Below are 18,406 nucleotides of genomic sequence, written 5' to 3' on the forward strand. Positions count from 1 at the left end.
TTTTAGTAACTTAGGTTACTTCTATACATATATAGGTTGGTGTAATTTATCTAGTATGCCAGTAATATCCGTAAAGTGTGGCTTTTTTTGAAATTATTTACCACCAATTAGCTAGTTCTAGACATAGAGAGACTTTCATCAATTGAATTAGTTTTTTTTGATTCATACCTTGTCCGTATTAATTTGCTCTTCTAGGGTAAGCTAATGATGCAATAAGTGGCAATTGTCTCAACGGTGGACACATGCCCATCGATACCAGACCCAGTACCATGGATATGATGGGTGAAAAAAAGAGACAAGGGAAATATGCCTCTACTTGCCAGCTAATGAGTTTTGCAGGTAACAATGACAATGTGGTTTGTCAATCAAGGACTCAACCAAGGCATTCAAGGCTGTAGCTGCTAACAAACCACCACCTAAAGTCCCTTCAATTGTAATAAAAGATACTTGTTGTTCCATGAGTTGGCGTTTAGCTGCTGGGGCGTGACTAAAGCCAATGGGCATCCCAATTACCAATGCTGGCTGAATTTTTTGGTGGGTAATAGCAGCGCAGGTTTGTAAAAGTACGGAAGGTGCATAACCAATGACTACCACAGCGCCAGGAGAAATTTGCAGTAACTTTGTTTGCCATTCCTGATGTTGGCAAAAGGCTTGTTCTGCCTCCGCTACATTGGAAATATGGGGATTATCAATTAATGTGGTGACTTTACAGCCTAAATGGACTAAGCGCGTATGGTCTAAAGCTGCGGCAACGGTAGGAATATCAACGATAATCTCACAACCTGATTTTAATGCTTCCCGAATTACAGCGATCGCTCTATTACTCAACCGGAGAAAGGAAACTAAACTCACATCACCGCAAGCTAACACCAACTGAGAAATTAAATGTTGTTCAATTTCTGACCTTGCCGATAAATCAGGTAATAACCGTTGTAATGCTTCCGGGAAAACTTCTGAATGATTGTGTACTTGGGCATCTAGTTTTCCCCAAAGTTGATTGAGTTCTCCCAACCCAGCTTGAGTATCCACTTCCAGTAACTTGAGTTGGGCTAAAACAGAACTTTGCATAATTTGACAATCTTGATCCCGTCCCAACAACCCTTCTAAAGCCGTTGCCGTTTGCCGCAGTTGGGAAATTTGCTGCATCACAGACCGATATTGCTGTTGTAATTGGGTCATCAGGGTTTCATTGGTGTCTGCGGCCAATTCCACTGCCAAAATATGGCGAATATGGTTGAGTTGAAACCCTTGCTGTTTAAGTGCAACGATTTTTTGCAAGCGGATGACATCTTGCTGGGTATAGAGACGATAATTACTAGGCGATCGCTTTGGTGGTGGTAACAGTCCCAATTGATGATAATGTCTCACCATCCTTGGTGTAATTCCACCTCCTACCGCTGCCGTCAATTCCTTAATCGTTAAACTCGGTTTCATTTGTAAATCGTGGTATTTTGTCGCTAAATGAGATTTTTGAGCTATTTTCTATTCTTTTTGTACCCAATAGAGATAAAATCGCTCCGTATCTACCCAGGCTTTTTCAAAACTTTTCACAGGATTTATCTGCAAACCTTGGTAATTTGACTGTAATTTTTCATGGAGAATGAGCAGGATTTTTTTGTTAGCTTCTCCATGATTTAGCATTTCACTAACTTGTCTTAATGCCTCTCCTTTGTCTACACTTTTACGACCTTTACCGAAAATAGTAAAACTGCCCAGATTTTGCAATTCTGGATAGTAGAATTTGCGATGCAAATAGCCAGATAAAGCAGCCATATTAGCATCGCGGCTAGCAACAATAAATTCCTTTTCTAATCGCGATTCTTGGATGTAATTTGCAGTAGCTTTACTGGCTGAAAATGGAATGAATAAATCTCTGCCAAAATTACCAATACCCCCCAATAGTTGCACATAAAAAATTAGCATCAAAGCTATGTAATGCCATTTGTCTACAAACTTCCATGACCTCTGTTTTAGAAACGGTATTCTGTTAATTACCGACTCAGAATCGGGATAATAACTAGCCAGCCATAAAGCTGCTAACAAAACTAAATAAAAATGTCCATAGTGGCGGGGGTTACCTAAAAATCTCAAATAGGTAAAAGCCAAGATAATCCCCGTGCCTAGAGTATAGAAAAACAGTGGAATCGGTTTTTTACGTAACTTTAATCCAGTCAAACCGAAAACAAATATGGATATACCAGCACAAAGAATTAAATCTAGCCACCTTTTATGGGTGGGAATAATTAAAAAATAGCCCCCAAATAATCTGCCAAAACTCCTCAACAAATGCCGAAAATCAAATTCCGTGAACCATCCTTTTAAACCTCCATGCAAGTAGCTATCAGCGGGAGGAGTCATAATATTAATAGCTAAACCAAAGGCAAAGATAATAATTATACTGCTGATGAACAAATCATATTTATTACTTTGATTAAAATATTGGTGGCGATGTTCGCTATCAAAACATAGTTCGATCACCAAAGTCGTACATAACGCCAATGACACAAATAAGGCGTAAGCACTACTGTTGGCAAGTAAACCCAATAAAACTGCTAACTGCCAATAATTACGCTTTCGGAAGGGGAAAATAGCACAAAAAGCAAAAACAAATAAAAAACTAAAAGCATAGTTACGAGAAATCAATAGATATTCATAAAAAGGAAAGTAGCCAAAGGTGAATAATAATTTTTGTAGATGATTAAATGGACTACATAACCAAAAAATCGCCACCGCAGTAGTTGTGATACTCAAATGCAATAGTTGCATCATTATCGGAGTATCAGCAATTTTATTGACAAATGCAAGGCAGAAATACCAGAGAACCGGATGACCTTCATAGCGAATATTGCTAATTAAATCACTAAAAGACTGACTATCTTTAGCAATCAACCAAGGGTTTAATTCATCTCGCCACATGGCATGGTTAAGAATTCCCATTAAACCGATAAATGCAAAAATCAGCATCATCAACCAAGGAGAATTGAGCGGTAATTTGGAAATAGGATGAATAAATTTTTTGATGAGCATTATTTCTAGCAGAGTATTTTTCAATCGGTAACTTCAATTACTCAGTCTTGACTTTAACATCAATGTCAAGGTTTAGGGTGAGGATAGATATCTTGATGCAACTCTCATGATTTATCCCCAACGTTTTCAACAATTCACTCAAGAACATACAGATACGGTAGCCGCTATCCTTTGTGCTTTCCTCCTATTTCTGGGTTGGTTGGCTTTACATCTGGGCTGGTTGGGCTTTGCACTGCTACTTTTACCAGCCGCTTATGTCATTGGTGGCTATGAAAGCGCCCGTGAAGGGCTAACGACTCTATTGAAAGAAAAAGAACTAGATGTAGATTTATTGATGATTGTGGCGGCTGTAGGCGCTGCTAGTTTGGGTTTATGGAAACAGGAATACAATCTAATTATTGATGGTGCTATTTTAATTCTCATCTTTGCGATTAGCGGTGCGCTGGAAGGTTACGCTATGCGTCGCACTGAACGTAGTATTCGTAGCTTGATGAATTTGACCGCAGATACAGCTAGGGTGCTGCGGGAAGGAAAGGAAGAAATGATTCCTATCTCTCATTTGCAGATGGGAGATGAGATAGTGGTAAAGCCAGGGGAGTTAATTCCTACGGATGGGATAATTGTTGCTGGTTACAGTACCCTGAACCAAGCTGCTATTACGGGTGAATCTTTACCTGTAGAAAAGACTGTGGGAGAGGAAGTTTTTGCAGGTAGTCTCAATGGTTATGGGGCATTGACATTGAAATTACACAAACCTGCGGAGAGTAGCTTAATTCAAAGGGTGATTAAGTTAGTAGAACAGGCACAAACGGAAGCACCACCTTCTCAGGAATTTATTGAAAAATTTGAACGGGGCTATGCCAAGGTAATTGTCATTGCTGGGATATTATTTGCAATTTTACCGCCGTTTGTTTGGGGCTGGGATTGGGAAACTACTATTTACAGGGCATTAACTTTTTTAGTGGTGGCTTCTCCCTGTGCCCTAATGGCGGCTATTATGCCTACTTTACTTTCTGGTATTGCGAATGGGGCAAAACAAGGGATTTTGTTTAAAAATGGCGCTCAATTAGAGATGATTGGCAAAGTGAGAGCGATCGCTTTTGATAAAACTGGTACACTCACCACAGGACAGGTGAAAGTCTCCCAAGTCATGGCAGCTGACTCATGGACTGAAAACGATGTTTTAACAGTCGCTGCCGCAGTAGAATCAAATTCTGAACACCCCATTGGTCAAGCTATTGTCCAAGCTGCTGCTGATTTACAATGGACAAGGGCAGTGGAGGTGCAAGCTATTCCTGGCCAGGGAATTATGGGGATAGTGAAAGCAGAAAAGGTGTTTGTTGGTAATGCAGCCTTTATCCAAGCCAATGTCAATCATTTACCCACCCAATTACAAAAAACCGCACAGACCTGGGAAGAAGCAGGAAAAACTGTGGTGTGGGTAGCACAAGGGAGATGGGAAGAAGCAGTTAATCAGCCAACTATCAATTGTATTGGGATTATTGCCATTGCCGATGAAGTGCGGGAAGAAGCAACTGCAACTATTCAACGGTTGCGAAAGTTGGGAATGGCAGAAATCGTTATGTTAACCGGAGATAACCACAGGACAGCCCAAAGTGTGGCCAAAGCAGTAGGTATTGACCAAGTTTATGCACAGTTATTACCAGAAGACAAACTAGAAGTAATTCGCACTCTCCAGCAAAAGTATCAAACGGTGGCAATGGTGGGAGATGGTATTAATGATGCCCCAGCCTTAGCCCAAGCTTCCGTGGGTATTGCCATGGGTGGTGCTGGTAGCGATGTGGCTTTAGAAACGGCAGATATAGTCTTAATGGCTGATAAGCTAGAAAAAATTTCTGTGGCGATAGAATTAGGCAAGCGATCGCATACCATAGTCAAACAGAATATCGCGATCGCTCTTACCTTTATCGTCTTACTCTTAATTAATAACTTTCTTGGTAACATCAACCTTCCCATCGGTGTCATTGGTCATGAAGGTTCTACAGTCCTCGTCACCCTCAGTGGCTTACGTTTGTTGAAAAGATGAGAAAATCAATTTTCATCTTCCAGCTGTAATTAATCGTCAAAATTAGACTCTTTCGATGAACCACTTTCAACGGGAATAGCCATACCACCACCCGTCATATCTGGCATCTTGGGAGGAATAGAAACAATCATATCTGGGACTACCATGGTATAACCCGGAGGCATAGAGGATATAGGAGGATTTGTACGGTTGGAAATAGGATTCACCTGTCCACCGCTTAAATTCTCCTGTTCCTGCACAGATAAATCCACCAATGATGGATGATTGATTATTTTCGATAACATTGCCTTAGACCTCACTTATTAACTCAGGTGAGTCACCACCCAGGCATATAACTATAAGCATTTTTTATAAAAAATTCATAAATCCAGAGACAGAAATCATAGTAATGCCCATATGGTTGTCAATGGATATGAAATAGCAAATTACAATCAGCTTAATCGCTGTAATTTAAGACGTGATAAATCGCGATATCGTCAAATTTAGCTAACCTGATTGATTTGGGAGATCACAAATCATCAAGGTCAATTTTTGATGGGTGCAGAATGTTTTGCATATTTCATTTGCCTTGCACATAAAGAATAGAAAGTAGGCAAATTTAATGTTGTACAGACTCTTGTCAATCAGAATTTCATATTTGTACGTAGGTACGTATGGCCTACTTAACCGAATAATGTAAAGATTTTGTAAAGTTTTATGTAAAAAAAAGGAAATGTCAAAAGTTTTAGTGATTTTAGTTTCTACCACTGTCAAGTATTAATCAGTGCATTATGTCCTACTATCAATCAGAAGTTGAGATTCAAAAAGACAGTAATTTAACGGTGAACGGTAGATTTTTAACACCTTTTCAACGTAAGCTTTTGCTTAAAAATTTACAAGAAGATTACCCTGAATCCTATCGCCAAAGAATTGAAATTATGTTATTGGCAGATGAAGGGAAATCACAAACAGAAATTTGTCAACTTCTAGGATGTTGTGCAGCAACAGTCAGACACTGGATGCACATAGCGCGGATGGGGATGGCCCATCAATGGCAAGATTGTCCTATTGGTCGTCCTAAAGTAGTAAATGAGCAATATTTAGAGCGATTACAAGAACTTTTGCATAGTAGTCCTAGAGACCATGGCTATTCATTTCGACGGTGGACAACTAGCTGGCTACAAAAACATTTAGCTAGGGAATTTGGCATTGAAATTAGCGATCGCCATATCAAAAGGTTACTCAAACAACTAGGGTTATCCACAGTTCAAAAACCCAATCTTCAACCAAACAACAATATTACCTCTGCTCAGGAAGCCAAAATTGCCATTCATGACCTCAAAAACGTCAATGAATCGGATAATTCCGAGTTTATATCTATCAGTTTTACAAAACTAGGTAAAGATTCAGATATATATGGTGCACAATCTATCCGCTCATTTGGTATCTCTAGAGCAAATCAACCAGACTTTAGGCTACTCCCTCTCTTCGGCTGAGTTTAACCAATATCTTCCCCAATTTAAACACAAAAATCCTAAAGTCGGCAAATTTTGGCAAGGAAATGATACTGAACCAGGCATCTACATTGTCATTGCAGGTAAAGCCAGATTGCTAGATGCAGCAGGTGAACTAATTGCCACTCTCGAAGCTGGAGAATCATTTGGAGAGTTTACTCTATTTCCACAATCTGATTTTCAAACCTATGGAGCAAGAGCAAGTGTCAATTTACAACTTTGCTTTATTCCAAGTACAATTTTATTGCCATTAATGGCTACATACCCGCAAATTAAAACCCATTTATGGCAGCAAGCACAACAATTAAATAGTCGCTTAGTAAACTCAACTCCTACCCCAGAAGTAGTAGAGAATATCAACTCACAACCGGAAGTTTCATACTCTCCCAAATCAGAACCAAAAATTAGCAAAGCCTATTTTCCTAGTCCAACTCAACGAGTCAGGCATTTATGGCAGCACGTCATCCGACGCTATCCTTTTTTTGCCCAACAGAGTGCTTCTGATTGCGGTGCAGCTTGCCTAGTGATGGTGTCTCGGTATTGGGGTAAACGGTTTAGTGTCAATCGTTTACGAGATGTAGCCAATGTAGACCGTAATGGTGCATCTTTGCGGGGTTTGTTAACAGCAGCAGAAAGCTTGGGTTTTGCCACCAGACCAGTGAAAGCTAGTCTGAATCAGTTAGCTAAACAAAAACTACCAGCGATCGCTCACTGGGAAGGTAAACATTACATCGTCGTCTATGAAATCACCTCCCAGCACGTCATTGTCGCTGATCCTGCGATCGGTCAACGCACCCTCACCCACACAGAATTTAAAGCTGATTGGACTGGTTATACATTACTATTACAACCAACAGCTACCCTCAAGGAAGCTCAAGAAACTTCCACACCTTTTTGGCAATTCTTTGAACTAATAAAACCACATTCTTTGATAGTTTTAGAAGTATTTATTGCTTCTATCTTTATCCAAATATTTGGACTCATTACCCCCCTATTTACCCAACTCATCTTAGACCGTGTAGTAGTGCAGCGTTCCGAACTCACCTTAACAGCAGTGGGCATAGGATTGTTATTATTTAGCGTATTTCGTGTAGCCATGATGGGCTTACGACAATATTTGCTAGACCACATGGCCAATCGCATCGATTTAGCACTAATTGTCGGCTTTATTCGTCATACTTTTCGACTACCATTAAGCTTTTTTGAATCCCGCTATGTGGGGGATATTGTCTCTCGTGTCCAAGAAAATCGCAAAATTCAACGTTTTCTTTCCGGTGAAGCATCATCAATTTTCTTAGATTTATTTACAGTTTTTATCTATGTAGGATTAATGTTTTGGTATAGCTGGAAAATGGCCTTACTAGCCTTAGTAATAGTTCCACCTTTTGCTCTATTAGCACTCATCACCACACCTTTTTTACAAAGGATATCGAGAGAGATATTTAATGCTGTTGCCCAAGAGAGTAGTTACCTAATTGAAGCCCTTACTGGTTTGCGAACCGTCAAAGCCACAGCAGTAGAACAAACAGTTCGTTGGCATTGGGAAGAGTTATTAAATAAAGAAATAAAAACTAACTTCTCTGGGCAAATTATCAGCAATCGGCTGCAAATTTTTAGTAACTTAATCCAATCAATTACCACCACTGCCTTATTATGGTTTGGAGCATACTTAGTAATTCAAAATCAGTTAACTATTGGTCAATTAGTAGCATTTAATATGTTACTAGGTAACATTATTACCCCTTTTCAAAGGTTGATAGTTTTATGGAACCAATTGCAAGAAGTAGTCATTGCCGTAGAACGTATTAATGATGTATTAGATACAGAACCAGAAGAAGACTTACAGCATCAACCAAGACAAAATTTGCCCCAACTCAAAGGAAACATCCGCTTTGATAACGTCACCTTTCGCTATCATCCAGAAAGTGATATTAATATCCTGGAAAATCTAAGCTTTGAAATTAAACCAGGGCAAATGGTAGCACTTGTCGGACGTAGTGGTTCAGGGAAAACCACCATTTCTAAATTAGTCCTTGGCTTATATCCACCTACAGATGGGAAGGTGTTAATTGATGGACAAGATATTACTAGCATTTCCTTACGTTCCTTGCGTCAGCAGGTGGGAGTAGTTGACCAAGATACATTTTTATTTGGAGGCACAATTCGAGAAAATATCAGTTTAGGACATCCTGGTGTACCTTTGATAGAAATAATTGAAGCAGCACAACTAGCAGGTGCTGACGAATTCATTAAAAAATTACCCATGGGATATGAAACCCAAATTGGTGAAGGTGGAGGTTTATTATCTGGTGGACAAAGACAGAGAATAGCTATTGCTAGGGCCTTATTAGGTAATCCTCGACTGTTAATTTTAGATGAAGCAACTTCCCATTTAGATCCTGAATCAGAAAGAATCATTCAGCAGAATTTAAACACCATTTTGAAAGGAAGAACCACTTTAGTTATTGCCCATCGTTTATCCACAGTTAGAAACGCAGATTTAATTTTAGTCTTAGACCGAGGGGTATTAATTGAGCGGGGTAATCACGAAGAATTAATGTCAAAACGTGGGCATTATTTCTATCTTAACCAACAGCAATTACAAAAATTAGAATAAATCAGTGCTTATGTCAAATATCCCTTAAATTAGTTTAGTTTACATACTTGAAAGTATGAATACGGCACGCTACACCAACGTTTTTTGTGCAATCACAAACATGGGTAATTGAGATAATAAGCAAAAAATTACCCACAAATAAAACTTTACCAAAAATGAATATCGAGGGAAAAATGACAGATGTACTTCAGGAACGAGTTAAAAGTCTGCCAATAGAGAACGTATCTGAACACAAAAATTCCGCACTGAAAGTATTAGAAGAAGCAGTAAAGATAGTCAGTAGGGATGATTGGTCTGATATCACTAAAGAATCTCTGGATAGTTTACCTCAGGTGTGGACGAGAGGATTACTATACTTTATGGTGATATTTGTATCTATCGTTTTACCTTGGGCAATACTATCTAAAGTAGATGAAACTGGTACTGCGAGAGGCAGAGTTGAACCAAAAGATAAAACAATTAAACTAGATGCTGCTGTTTCAGGTACTGTTGCTGCAATTCAAGTGAAAGAAGGTGATGCAGTTAAAGAAGGACAAACTTTATTGGTATTAGAATCAGAATTAGTGAAGTCGGAATTAAATCAAGTACAAGATAAGTTAGAAGGACAATTAAACCGACTATCTCAACTAAATTCTTCTAAAAACCAACTGGTCGTATCCTTAGCAACTCAACAGCAACAAAATCAATCTCAACAATTAGAAAAACAGGCTCAAGTAGACCAAGCACAACAAAATATCACAGCATTGATTAATGCCTATGAATTACAGAAAGAAGAAAGATTATCTCAAGTCAATCAAGCACAACAAACCTTAGAACATAATCGTACCGCTAGTAAATTAGTAGGAAGTAGTTTAGCCAGTACCCAACGAGAACTACAAAGATACACCAAATTAAATCAAGAAGGAGTTGTTCCCGAAATCAATGTTGTAGAAAAGCAAAACATAGCTAAGGATAAACAACAATTATATGAACAAAGTAAATCAGATGTAAAACAAGCTAGTTTACGTTTAGCGGAACAACTCAGTAGTTATGAAAGAAATATTCGTCAATCTAAGGCAGATATTGAACAGGCTAAATTGCGACTTAAAGAACAGCAAAGAGGATATCAAAGCTTGGTACGTTCAGGTCAATTAGCTGTGTTGAGAATTCAAGAACAACAGAAAAACTTAGATACAGAAATTACTTCTCTACAATCAGAAATTGCTCAAAGCAAAAGCCAAATTGAATCATTAAAATTTCAATTGGGGCAAAGAGAAATAAAGGCTACAGCGAGCGGTACATTGTTTCAGTTACCAATTCAAAAAGCTGGATCTGTTGTCCAAACAGGAACAATGGTAGCCGAGATTGCACCCTTAAATTCTCCTTTAATCATTAGAGCACAAATGGCAACTAGTGAAAGTGGATTTTTACGATTAGGATTACCAGTGAAGATAAAATTTGATGCTTACCCTTTTCAGGATTATGGCATAGTTGCTGGGGAATTAATTAAAATTTCACCTACTACCACAGAAATAGATACACCAACTGGTAAAGTTGCTGCTTACAATTTGGAAATTGCACTCAAACAAAATTGTATTCCCACCCCAAATAAATGTATTTATTTACATCCTGGAGATACAGCAACAGCAGAGGTAATCGTGCGTCAACGTCGCATTATTGATTTTCTAATTGATCCATTCAAGAAATTGCAAAAAAGCGGAGTGAAATTATAGTGAAAGTATTTAAAAGTCAGTCATAAAAAATGACAACTATCCCTATTTCACTCTAATAATTTAGGTTTGTTGATTAATTAAAGGATAATCTCATGTCACAAGCTATCACCATTACTAAAGAAGATATTTTTCAGCAAGTTCAGTTTTCTTGTAAAATCCCAGAAATAGTTGAGCAAATCGTGACTCGTAAGGTAATTATGGCTGCTGCTGAAGAAGCTGGAATCAAAATAGAAACAGACGAACTACAAAAAGCAGCAGATAAAATACGACTAAGCTACCAACTTAATAGTGCTGATGATACTTGGAAGTGGTTGAATAAACATAGTTTGTCTTTAGATAATTTTGAAGAAATTGTCTACACTAATCTTATTTCTAGTAAATTAGTAAGTCATCTATTCGCTGACCAAGTTGAACCATATTTTTTTGAAAATCAACTTGATTACGCTGGTGTAGTCATGTATGAGGTTATTATCAATGATGAAGACTTGGCACTAGAACTTTTTTATGCTATTAAAGAAGGCGAGATGAGTTTTTTTGATGTAGCTCACGAATATATCGAAGATAAAGAGTTACGGAGAAAAGGAGGATATTTAGGAACAGTAAGCCGTAGAGAATTAAAGCCAGAAATTTCTGCTGCTGTGTTTACTGCTACTCCTCCCCAACTTATCAAGCCAATTATCACATGTTCAGGAGTACATATTATTTTCGTAGAAGAAATTATTCAGCCGCAGTTAAATGAAAATATCCGTACTCAAATACTCACACAATTATTTTCTATCTGGCTCAAAGAAAAAACTCATTGTTTAGCTGGTTTATTAACTTTAAATTATTAACTGAATGACTAACGTTGTTACAAAATAAAAACAAAAAATCATTCCATAAATTAATTTATGGAATGATTTCTCTATTAATGATTAGGATTATTATTAAATATTGTCTAATAGTTTAGAATTCCTCTAGATGATTAGAGCAAATCTGTATAAATTTGATAGACTACTAAACCAGTGAATAATGCCACCATAAACCATACAAATAATACTTCAGGGCGTTCCCATTGATTTAAATTAGCAACTCCGACTCTTGGCACTAAAAATTGCCCTAAAGCAATTATTAACCATATACCAGCAGCAACATAGTTACCAAGCAGTATTTGTGTAATTCCCATAACTATAAATAAGGGAATTGTGATATCTATAGGATTCCAGCGATGATTGATCATAGTGTTACTCATGTTATTCATAGGAGAAGCAGGAGCTAATAGTAATTTCTCCCTCAAACTGAAACTACCATTGCTCCTGTTATCACTTATTGAGTGTTTTTCTGCATTAAATAATCTGTGATGATTATGTTAGGATTTAGTGGATAATTTCACTGATTGCTTTACCTACTCCATAACCAGCGGAGAAAGCTATGAGAGTAGTCATAACTGGAGTTAGTCCACCTTTAGTTAAATCCAAATCGGTATCAGTTATTTCATCCAAATATGTTTCTGTGTCAGCAATGAGGTCAAAACCTACACTTAATTGTTCAATGCGGATTGAAGCCATGATTTACTCCTGAATTAAAGGATATATGTCAACAACAAAAATCTTGCAGCAATGATTTATAATCTATTACCATGCTGTATAGATACCAGCACCAACGCCTACAGCAAAGGCACCAATTACATATTCAGATGCGATTGCAACACCCCAAATAGCTACAGGTGAAAGTCCACCGTTAACTGTGTTGAGTTGATCATCAACTAAATCATTCATGAAGTTTTCAGTACCAACAAATAAATCTGCACCAGCAGGACGTAGATCATGAATTGCGATAGAAGCCATTTTTTTCTCCTGATAGTTTTAAGTAATTTTGAGTGAGTAGTATAACCGTGAAATTCGAGGTTATGAATTTCTTTTTTCTATAATTATTCTGTCATATCTAAATTAATTCGACTAGGGAATACAATTAAATAACTGAACACAAATAAATATATTTATAGCCCTTTTTTATTAATATTAAAAATAGCTTTTTTAGGGCTTTAGGTATAAATTTGTGTCCATTATTTAAAAAAAAGAAGGAACTTGTGAAATATAGGAGATTTAGTTTTTGATAGTGGTTAAGCAAATGGTTGCCCAAGGTGATACATATAATTGTATTTCATTTATACATTGATTTATTTTTTATAAAAAAGGACTTAAGTATTAGATTATTTTCACTATTTTCAACCCATACAATTAATGTTGCAAATAAAAAATACCTACCTTTTCATAAAGTGAAAGTAGGTATATTCATAATATATTTTCATGACTTACGCATAGATTGATTTGAGATTGCTTCCGGTCTAATGACCAAAATACGTTAATCTTGCCTAAGTCCTAATTCTTTAATTTCTGGATGACAAAAAGACTATAGAATGAGAACAGTTAATAGCATTAGTTTAAGGACTGGTAAATATCTTCTGATTCAGGATTTAAGTAAATATGTTTCAAGTCAATTCTTAACAGATTAAACTGCTCATAAATAGCTTGCATTCGTTTTTCTGGAGATTCTTCACCTTTATACCAAGCTGTTAATAATCCATTAGCAACTATTTGACAGCGATTCATGCCAAAACTTTCCTTTTCAGCAAACTTCTGATTGGGTTCTTCAGCCAATCCTAATCCTGGTGCAAGACGCTTAGTAAACAAGGGAATGTCTGGCTGAAAATACGACTGGTTTTTCTCATATATAACCTGTAATATTTCCCTGATTCTTGTATAATCTCTTTGGTCAAAATACAAAACTCCTGAATCAGTTCGTCTGTATTCTTTGGGGTTATACAAAACTTTAAAGCAGAAAGGAATTTCTAGGTCATTCAGGTGCTGCGTCAAGTTTTTCATTACCGCTACAGAACCTTCAGGAGTTAAATTGAAATATATTCGCACAGTTACAGGTTGTTTTCCATTTACTGCCAGATAACCAAAACCAAGATTGCTCACTGCCATATAAAAACCATTCTGGACGCGGTTTTTAGGCAAACGAATAGCCACTAAATCACCTACTAAAGCACTTCTTTCAACAGGTTTAAGATGTTTTTCCCGTTGAATATGTAGCTTTAATCCACCTTTAGTGACTACTAAAATATCCTCAGCTTCTTCTCTAATTACAGACCAACCAAGGTCAAAATAGCCTTCTCCATAATTACTTTCATGTAATCGCTCATAAAAACTGACATCTACACCTAAAACAGTGTTATTTTCCAAATCTATGGGAAAAATATGTTCTGAGTTATCTAGTGCTAATGCACTTCGCATTGAACCGTTGTAATAGATGCCATAAAGAAAACTTCGCAGTTGCAAACTCATATATTTCTGCTGCATCTGGAGAGGCATTTTTTGAAACCTTTCTACTACTTCAGGTGGTAGTTTTAGTGATTGATAATCTGCATGATGAATAGAAAAATCGGCATGAATTTCAATTTTATGAACGATATCTTGCAGTACATCTAGTAACTGACTCTCTACAGTATTTTTCCATTGTTGGGGATGGCTATCTAATAATTGCATGATAATTGATTAGTGATGAAAATTAATTAAAGAATAGTAGATTTAAAGCTACTTAATTCAGCCGCATTATGACCAAAAATTGTTGGCATTGACTGTTCAGGACGACATAACAATGTCTTTGCAACCTGAAGCATAGCAATTCCTGTATTACCAAAAGATTTTTGATATTGAATCATGGAGTGAATTTGTTGAATCAAAGCAAAACCAGCAAATTGCACTGATTTATGTAAGAAATCAGGATGGTGTTCTAAAATTTCGGGAAAAGTCTTTAAATAAGCTAAAGTTAATGCACCAATGGAAGGTTGAATTAGTTCTAAAGGTGTAATTGCTAAACGTAGAGATTCCTCAATACCCAGAGAGTTACTAATCACTAAGCTACTTAACCAAATTTGCACATAGCTACCGATAAGAGTCCCTAAATCAAAAGCTGGATCTCCCCAAGCAGAACGTTCCCAGTCTATTACCCGGATAATATGATGATGAGAATGCTGCCAATCTTTGTATAGAAGGATATTATTGAGCTTCAAGTCTTTGTGGGTGAGACAAGAGGGAGTAACTGATTGACCTAGTTGTGCGATCGCTTGTCCCAAGCTATCATAACGTTGATATAGCGCAAAAAACTTTAATCCATCATCAGGTACTAAGCCAAAAATTTCTGGTTCAACCCGTTCTAAGCCCTGAATCATACGTGATATTTGATCAGGAACTACATGCTCAGTATTTGCAGTAAAGAAATCTTTATATCCTTGATGATTGAAAGTATCACGATGAATACTGGCTATAAAAGTACCAATTTGCGTAGCAACTTCTACAGGAAAGTTTTGTTCCTTAGTGTAGAAATCCATTAAATCCTGGTAATCATCCAAATATCGAGAAACGATAATAAAGTTTTGCCGATCAAAATGTAATACCTCTGGTAATAACAAGCGATATTGATCAAATTCAGGAAATGTTTGTAAAAACTCTTGAATTCGCCACTCACTTAAAAATTCACCAGTTGCTTTTCCTTCCTGATTGTTTCGTTCTTGCTTAACTAACAACTTATTACCATCTGCAAAAGTTAGTAATAGATTAAAATTCTTAGCTGCCAGTGTTTCTATATGCTGAAGAGATTGTTTAGAGGTATTCAATAAATTATGTGTGACCAAATAATCAAAAGCGTTTTGAGAATTTAAAACTAATGACATAAGTACAAATTAATCTTTTTTTTGCTAAATTATATATTGGCATTCATTACTTACAAAAAGCAACTCTTTAAGTTATCTTTATTGGGACATAATTATTTTAGATTCAATATATATTTCTCGTATTGAATTATAGTGAAAATTGGCAGTAAAATATCTGCCAATTTTGAGATATAAAGTACAGTCACATAATGAAAGAAATAGATGGTGCAAAAATATCTTCCGAAACAGGAACTTTAATGACACTAATAGTTGCGGTAATTAAAATCCCCCCATGAGTCATATATAACTCGTCTTCTTGCAAATTGAGCAGAAAGCTTTCAGAGTCTTGAAAAAATTGACAGCCAACAGGACTTAAATCAGAAATTTTCAGGTTAGACATAGTATATTCGTTTTTAGTTTGTTGATTGTTTGCAATGAAAATTACCGCATTTGTCAAGATATTACAGGTTGATAGCTAGTTAGGTTAATAAAACACTTGCCACCGTTTCCTATCACCTGTTTTATTTATCCAATCAGTTGTAAATTCTGACAATACCAGCTTCTTTTTCAATTCGGTCTAAAGCTTTCTTTGCTCTAAAAATATTGCGTAAATAAGTTATCTGACTATCCCAAGCTAAACGAGGTAATAAAGGTGGTAGACTTTCCAAATTGCTTTGAGATTCTTCCAATTGATTAGTATTTTCTATAGCCATAGCATCAATGTCAATTTTGTTCATAATTAGTTGAAAAAGCAAGATATTATTGTGAGTTCACTAAACATTTGACTGTATCTGATTCTTTTCCCCATCCTTCCGGCCATTGAATTAAGTCAGCAGTAAAGTGCAGAGGATCATTTTCTGGCCAAGGAGTATCAATTGGTTCTTCTACCAGTGAAAACTCTCCATTATCAAAGGGGTTGCCATCTGCACGACGTTTGAGAAATACTCGCTCTCTAATTCCGTTTTTCTCTTGAGTCAAAGCACGATGATGACAGTAAGGATTGTTACCTCTCTTATCGAAGAAAACATGAGCCGTCCAGCTACAACCACCACGACAAAGTTCTGCAAATTCACAACTCTTGCAGAAACCCCACAGGTGTTCTGTTCCCTTGGGAGTACCTGCACCAATGTTAAATCTTAGTTCTTCAGTTTCTTCAATAATAGTTCGTAGTGAATGGTCGCGGATATTACCCCCTGTATAGGCTGTAGTTGGTAATGAAGGACAACCTTTAATTGCCCCATCAGCTTCAATACCCAACGCTGAAAGTCCAGCACTACATCCCTGCCAAAAAGACCAAGCATCACCACCACGTAATAATCGCTCATAGGGGCCGTAGTAACCGATATTATTTCCTGCTTGTACCTGTACCCCTTCTTGCTTTGCCCGTTCAGCTACACGAGCAATCATAGGATATACATCCAGGAGTTCATATGGTTGCAATAGGAGGTGGCTATTATCTGCCGCATTTCCCATCGGCACAGTTAATTGAATTTGCCAAGCAAAGATACCTGCGTCGCGGAGATGTTCGTAGATTTTCGGGAATTCTGGGGCAGAGAGACGATTAATTTGAGTATTGCAACCAAAGGGAATTCCTGCTTCCTTCAAGTTGCCCATGGTTTTAAATGCCCATTGCCAGGCCCCTTGTCTACCCCGGATATAGTCATGAGTTGCTTCTAAGCCATCAACAGAAACAGAAACTACTTGAATTCCCGCTGCTTTCATCCGCCGGGCAGTGTCTAAGGTGATACCATAACCACCAGTAGTCATACCACAAAGCATACCAGCTTTAGTAATTGCTTGGGCAATCTCCAACCAATCAGGACGCAGAAAAGCTTCTCCTCCAATGAGGGTAACTTCTTTAATGCCAACATCAGCCATTTGTTGGACTAAATCAAGGGCTTCTTGTGTAGAAAGTTCTTTAGCTCTAGTATGACCAGCGCGAGAACCACAATGTTGACAAGCTAAATTACATTTAAGGGTAATTTCCCAAACTGCATAACTAATCCGGCGATAATTCATTATTAATATCCTCAATCAATTTTTTGAAAAAGGGACGGATAATTTTGGATGTGTTTCCATCCCCAAACTGAATTTGTGAGTTTGAAACTTAGAGGGTTATTGAGTTATGGTGTCGTCTATGCGAATCACACCATACATCAATTGGTATGGTGGCCAAACAACGCCATACAAGGGTTGAATTTTTGGCGCTCCTATGATTCCACCAAATACCGCTGCTAATTCTTTTTCACCTAAATCCTGAAGTTCCCCTTCAGAGTTGGCTGATTCTAACAATTGATAGGTGTATTCCTCATATTCTGCTTGAGTGAAATCATAGCCAGCAGCTTTCACTATTTGGCTACATTGTTCTTTGCTGTTAACACCAGCAATTTGATTACGGAAATTTTCATCATTTGCTAGTTGTTCGTAGAAGGCTTTGACGTGTTCTAGGGACATAACTTTCTCTTAACAAAAGTTGATTTAAATGAAACTAAAACTGGAAAATTCTCAAATAAAACTTAGAGAAGTTTCACAATTTGACTGATCACAACTCCATATAAAAGAATCGGGAAACCTATAGGTAAAAGCACAGATGTTGCTCCTCCAAAAACGGCTTCTAATTCTTTTTCATTTAAGTCTCTTAAACCTTCGGGAGAATTATCTGATGACAGTAATTGCTCTGTGTATTCTTCAAACTCTGCTTGAGTGAATTCGTAACCAGCATTTTGCAAAATTTCTCTACCGATTTCTTTATTACCAGCGGCTTGAATTTGGTGACGAAAACCCTCATCGTAAGCTAACCTTTCCTAGAAGGCT

The 18,406-nt window shown here is 37.2% G+C and carries 17 protein-coding genes and 1 pseudogene; 5 read left to right on the top strand and 13 right to left on the bottom strand.

Features of this window, described 5'->3' with window-relative positions:
* Positions 1-312: 312 nt before the first annotated feature.
* Together H6G73_RS10530 and H6G73_RS10535 are read right to left on the bottom strand one after the other, a co-directional pair.
* Positions 313-1,434 carry a precorrin-8X methylmutase gene (locus tag H6G73_RS10530; protein WP_190604091.1) on the bottom strand — a complete coding sequence of 374 codons (1,122 nt, stop codon included), beginning with the start codon at positions 1,432-1,434 and terminating at the stop codon, positions 313-315.
* Between the two features lie 48 nt (positions 1,435-1,482).
* Positions 1,483-3,027 carry a hypothetical protein gene (locus H6G73_RS10535; RefSeq protein WP_190604094.1) on the bottom strand — a complete coding sequence of 515 codons (1,545 nt, stop codon included), beginning with the start codon at positions 3,025-3,027 and terminating at the stop codon, positions 1,483-1,485.
* A gap of 106 nt (positions 3,028-3,133) precedes the next feature.
* Between H6G73_RS10535 and H6G73_RS10540 the strand changes: the two genes are divergently transcribed.
* Positions 3,134-5,074: a heavy metal translocating P-type ATPase gene (locus tag H6G73_RS10540; protein WP_190604096.1), complete on the top strand. Its 1,941-nt coding sequence runs from the start codon at positions 3,134-3,136 to the stop codon at positions 5,072-5,074.
* A gap of 29 nt (positions 5,075-5,103) precedes the next feature.
* Here the strand turns inward: H6G73_RS10540 and H6G73_RS10545 are convergent, their stop codons facing one another.
* Positions 5,104-5,358 carry a hypothetical protein gene (locus H6G73_RS10545; RefSeq protein WP_190604098.1) on the bottom strand — a complete coding sequence of 85 codons (255 nt, stop codon included), beginning with the start codon at positions 5,356-5,358 and terminating at the stop codon, positions 5,104-5,106.
* Positions 5,359-5,844: 486 nt separating this feature from the next.
* Between H6G73_RS10545 and H6G73_RS10550 the strand changes: the two genes are divergently transcribed.
* The 4 genes from H6G73_RS10550 (at position 5,845) to H6G73_RS10565 (ending at position 11,729) form a co-directional block, all read left to right on the top strand.
* Positions 5,845-6,549 (top strand): helix-turn-helix domain-containing protein, encoded by a 705-nt coding sequence (locus H6G73_RS10550; protein ID WP_190604100.1) that lies wholly within the window; start codon positions 5,845-5,847, stop codon positions 6,547-6,549.
* On the top strand, positions 6,470-9,184 hold the full coding sequence (locus H6G73_RS10555; RefSeq protein WP_190604102.1) for a peptidase domain-containing ABC transporter: 2,715 nt from the start codon (positions 6,470-6,472) through the stop codon (positions 9,182-9,184). Before H6G73_RS10550 ends, H6G73_RS10555 begins: the two co-directional genes overlap by 80 nt.
* Before the next feature lie 173 nt (positions 9,185-9,357).
* The gene (locus H6G73_RS10560; protein ID WP_190604104.1) at positions 9,358-10,896 is read left to right on the top strand and encodes an HlyD family efflux transporter periplasmic adaptor subunit; all 1,539 of its coding nucleotides are present in this window, start codon (positions 9,358-9,360) and stop codon (positions 10,894-10,896) included.
* A gap of 92 nt (positions 10,897-10,988) precedes the next feature.
* On the top strand, positions 10,989-11,729 hold the full coding sequence (locus H6G73_RS10565) for a peptidylprolyl isomerase (RefSeq protein WP_190604106.1): 741 nt from the start codon (positions 10,989-10,991) through the stop codon (positions 11,727-11,729).
* Between the two features lie 131 nt (positions 11,730-11,860).
* Here the strand turns inward: H6G73_RS10565 and H6G73_RS10570 are convergent, their stop codons facing one another.
* The 10 genes and pseudogenes from H6G73_RS10570 to H6G73_RS10615 all read right to left on the bottom strand — a co-directional run.
* Positions 11,861-12,115, bottom strand: coding sequence for a hypothetical protein (locus tag H6G73_RS10570; protein ID WP_190604108.1), 255 nt, complete (start codon positions 12,113-12,115; stop codon positions 11,861-11,863).
* Positions 12,116-12,251: 136 nt separating this feature from the next.
* Positions 12,252-12,443: a hypothetical protein gene (locus H6G73_RS10575; protein ID WP_190604110.1), complete on the bottom strand. Its 192-nt coding sequence runs from the start codon at positions 12,441-12,443 to the stop codon at positions 12,252-12,254.
* A gap of 66 nt (positions 12,444-12,509) precedes the next feature.
* On the bottom strand, positions 12,510-12,722 hold the full coding sequence (locus tag H6G73_RS10580; RefSeq protein ID WP_190604112.1) for a hypothetical protein: 213 nt from the start codon (positions 12,720-12,722) through the stop codon (positions 12,510-12,512).
* Positions 12,723-13,313: 591 nt separating this feature from the next.
* Positions 13,314-14,426 carry a T3SS effector HopA1 family protein gene (locus tag H6G73_RS10585; RefSeq protein WP_190604114.1) on the bottom strand — a complete coding sequence of 371 codons (1,113 nt, stop codon included), beginning with the start codon at positions 14,424-14,426 and terminating at the stop codon, positions 13,314-13,316.
* A gap of 26 nt (positions 14,427-14,452) precedes the next feature.
* The gene (locus H6G73_RS10590; RefSeq protein ID WP_190604116.1) at positions 14,453-15,613 is read right to left on the bottom strand and encodes a phosphotransferase family protein; all 1,161 of its coding nucleotides are present in this window, start codon (positions 15,611-15,613) and stop codon (positions 14,453-14,455) included.
* Positions 15,614-15,794: 181 nt separating this feature from the next.
* A complete protein-coding gene (locus H6G73_RS10595; RefSeq protein ID WP_190604118.1) occupies positions 15,795-15,992 on the bottom strand; it encodes a hypothetical protein in 198 nt (65 codons plus the stop codon).
* 133 nt (positions 15,993-16,125) lie between these two features.
* Positions 16,126-16,329 carry a hypothetical protein gene (locus H6G73_RS10600; protein WP_190604120.1) on the bottom strand — a complete coding sequence of 68 codons (204 nt, stop codon included), beginning with the start codon at positions 16,327-16,329 and terminating at the stop codon, positions 16,126-16,128.
* Positions 16,330-16,351: 22 nt separating this feature from the next.
* Complete coding sequence (locus H6G73_RS10605) at positions 16,352-17,611, bottom strand: nif11-class peptide radical SAM maturase 3 (protein WP_190604122.1); 1,260 nt, start codon at positions 17,609-17,611, stop codon at positions 16,352-16,354.
* 96 nt (positions 17,612-17,707) lie between these two features.
* Complete coding sequence (locus tag H6G73_RS10610) at positions 17,708-18,046, bottom strand: Nif11-like leader peptide family natural product precursor (RefSeq protein ID WP_190604124.1); 339 nt, start codon at positions 18,044-18,046, stop codon at positions 17,708-17,710.
* 62 nt (positions 18,047-18,108) lie between these two features.
* Positions 18,109-18,384: pseudogene (locus H6G73_RS10615) on the bottom strand (Nif11 family protein); the annotation flags it as partial.
* Positions 18,385-18,406 lie beyond the last annotated feature (22 nt).

It is taken from the genome of Richelia sinica FACHB-800 (genome assembly GCF_014698825.1).
Classification (GTDB): domain Bacteria; phylum Cyanobacteriota; class Cyanobacteriia; order Cyanobacteriales; family Nostocaceae; genus FACHB-800.

Bases quoted from the DNA above. Each gene is read 5' to 3' on its own strand.
- H6G73_RS10595 (WP_190604118.1), bottom strand. From the start codon at position 15,992: ATGTCTAACCTGAAAATTTCTGATTTAAGTCCTGTTGGCTGTCAATTT.
- H6G73_RS10570 (WP_190604108.1), bottom strand. From the start codon at position 12,115: ATGATCAATCATCGCTGGAATCCTATAGATATCACAATTCCCTTATTT.
- H6G73_RS10555 (WP_190604102.1), top strand. From the start codon at position 6,470: ATGGTGCACAATCTATCCGCTCATTTGGTATCTCTAGAGCAAATCAAC.
- H6G73_RS10565 (WP_190604106.1), top strand. From the start codon at position 10,989: ATGTCACAAGCTATCACCATTACTAAAGAAGATATTTTTCAGCAAGTT.
- H6G73_RS10580 (WP_190604112.1), bottom strand. From the start codon at position 12,722: ATGGCTTCTATCGCAATTCATGATCTACGTCCTGCTGGTGCAGATTTA.
- H6G73_RS10590 (WP_190604116.1), bottom strand. From the start codon at position 15,613: ATGTCATTAGTTTTAAATTCTCAAAACGCTTTTGATTATTTGGTCACA.
- H6G73_RS10530 (WP_190604091.1), bottom strand. From the start codon at position 1,434: ATGAAACCGAGTTTAACGATTAAGGAATTGACGGCAGCGGTAGGAGGT.
- H6G73_RS10560 (WP_190604104.1), top strand. From the start codon at position 9,358: ATGACAGATGTACTTCAGGAACGAGTTAAAAGTCTGCCAATAGAGAAC.
- H6G73_RS10585 (WP_190604114.1), bottom strand. From the start codon at position 14,426: ATGCAATTATTAGATAGCCATCCCCAACAATGGAAAAATACTGTAGAG.
- H6G73_RS10540 (WP_190604096.1), top strand. From the start codon at position 3,134: ATGATTTATCCCCAACGTTTTCAACAATTCACTCAAGAACATACAGAT.
- H6G73_RS10605 (WP_190604122.1), bottom strand. From the start codon at position 17,611: ATGAATTATCGCCGGATTAGTTATGCAGTTTGGGAAATTACCCTTAAA.
- H6G73_RS10535 (WP_190604094.1), bottom strand. From the start codon at position 3,027: ATGCTCATCAAAAAATTTATTCATCCTATTTCCAAATTACCGCTCAAT.
- H6G73_RS10545 (WP_190604098.1), bottom strand. From the start codon at position 5,358: ATGTTATCGAAAATAATCAATCATCCATCATTGGTGGATTTATCTGTG.
- H6G73_RS10600 (WP_190604120.1), bottom strand. From the start codon at position 16,329: ATGAACAAAATTGACATTGATGCTATGGCTATAGAAAATACTAATCAA.
- H6G73_RS10610 (WP_190604124.1), bottom strand. From the start codon at position 18,046: ATGTCCCTAGAACACGTCAAAGCCTTCTACGAACAACTAGCAAATGAT.
- H6G73_RS10575 (WP_190604110.1), bottom strand. From the start codon at position 12,443: ATGGCTTCAATCCGCATTGAACAATTAAGTGTAGGTTTTGACCTCATT.
- H6G73_RS10550 (WP_190604100.1), top strand. From the start codon at position 5,845: ATGTCCTACTATCAATCAGAAGTTGAGATTCAAAAAGACAGTAATTTA.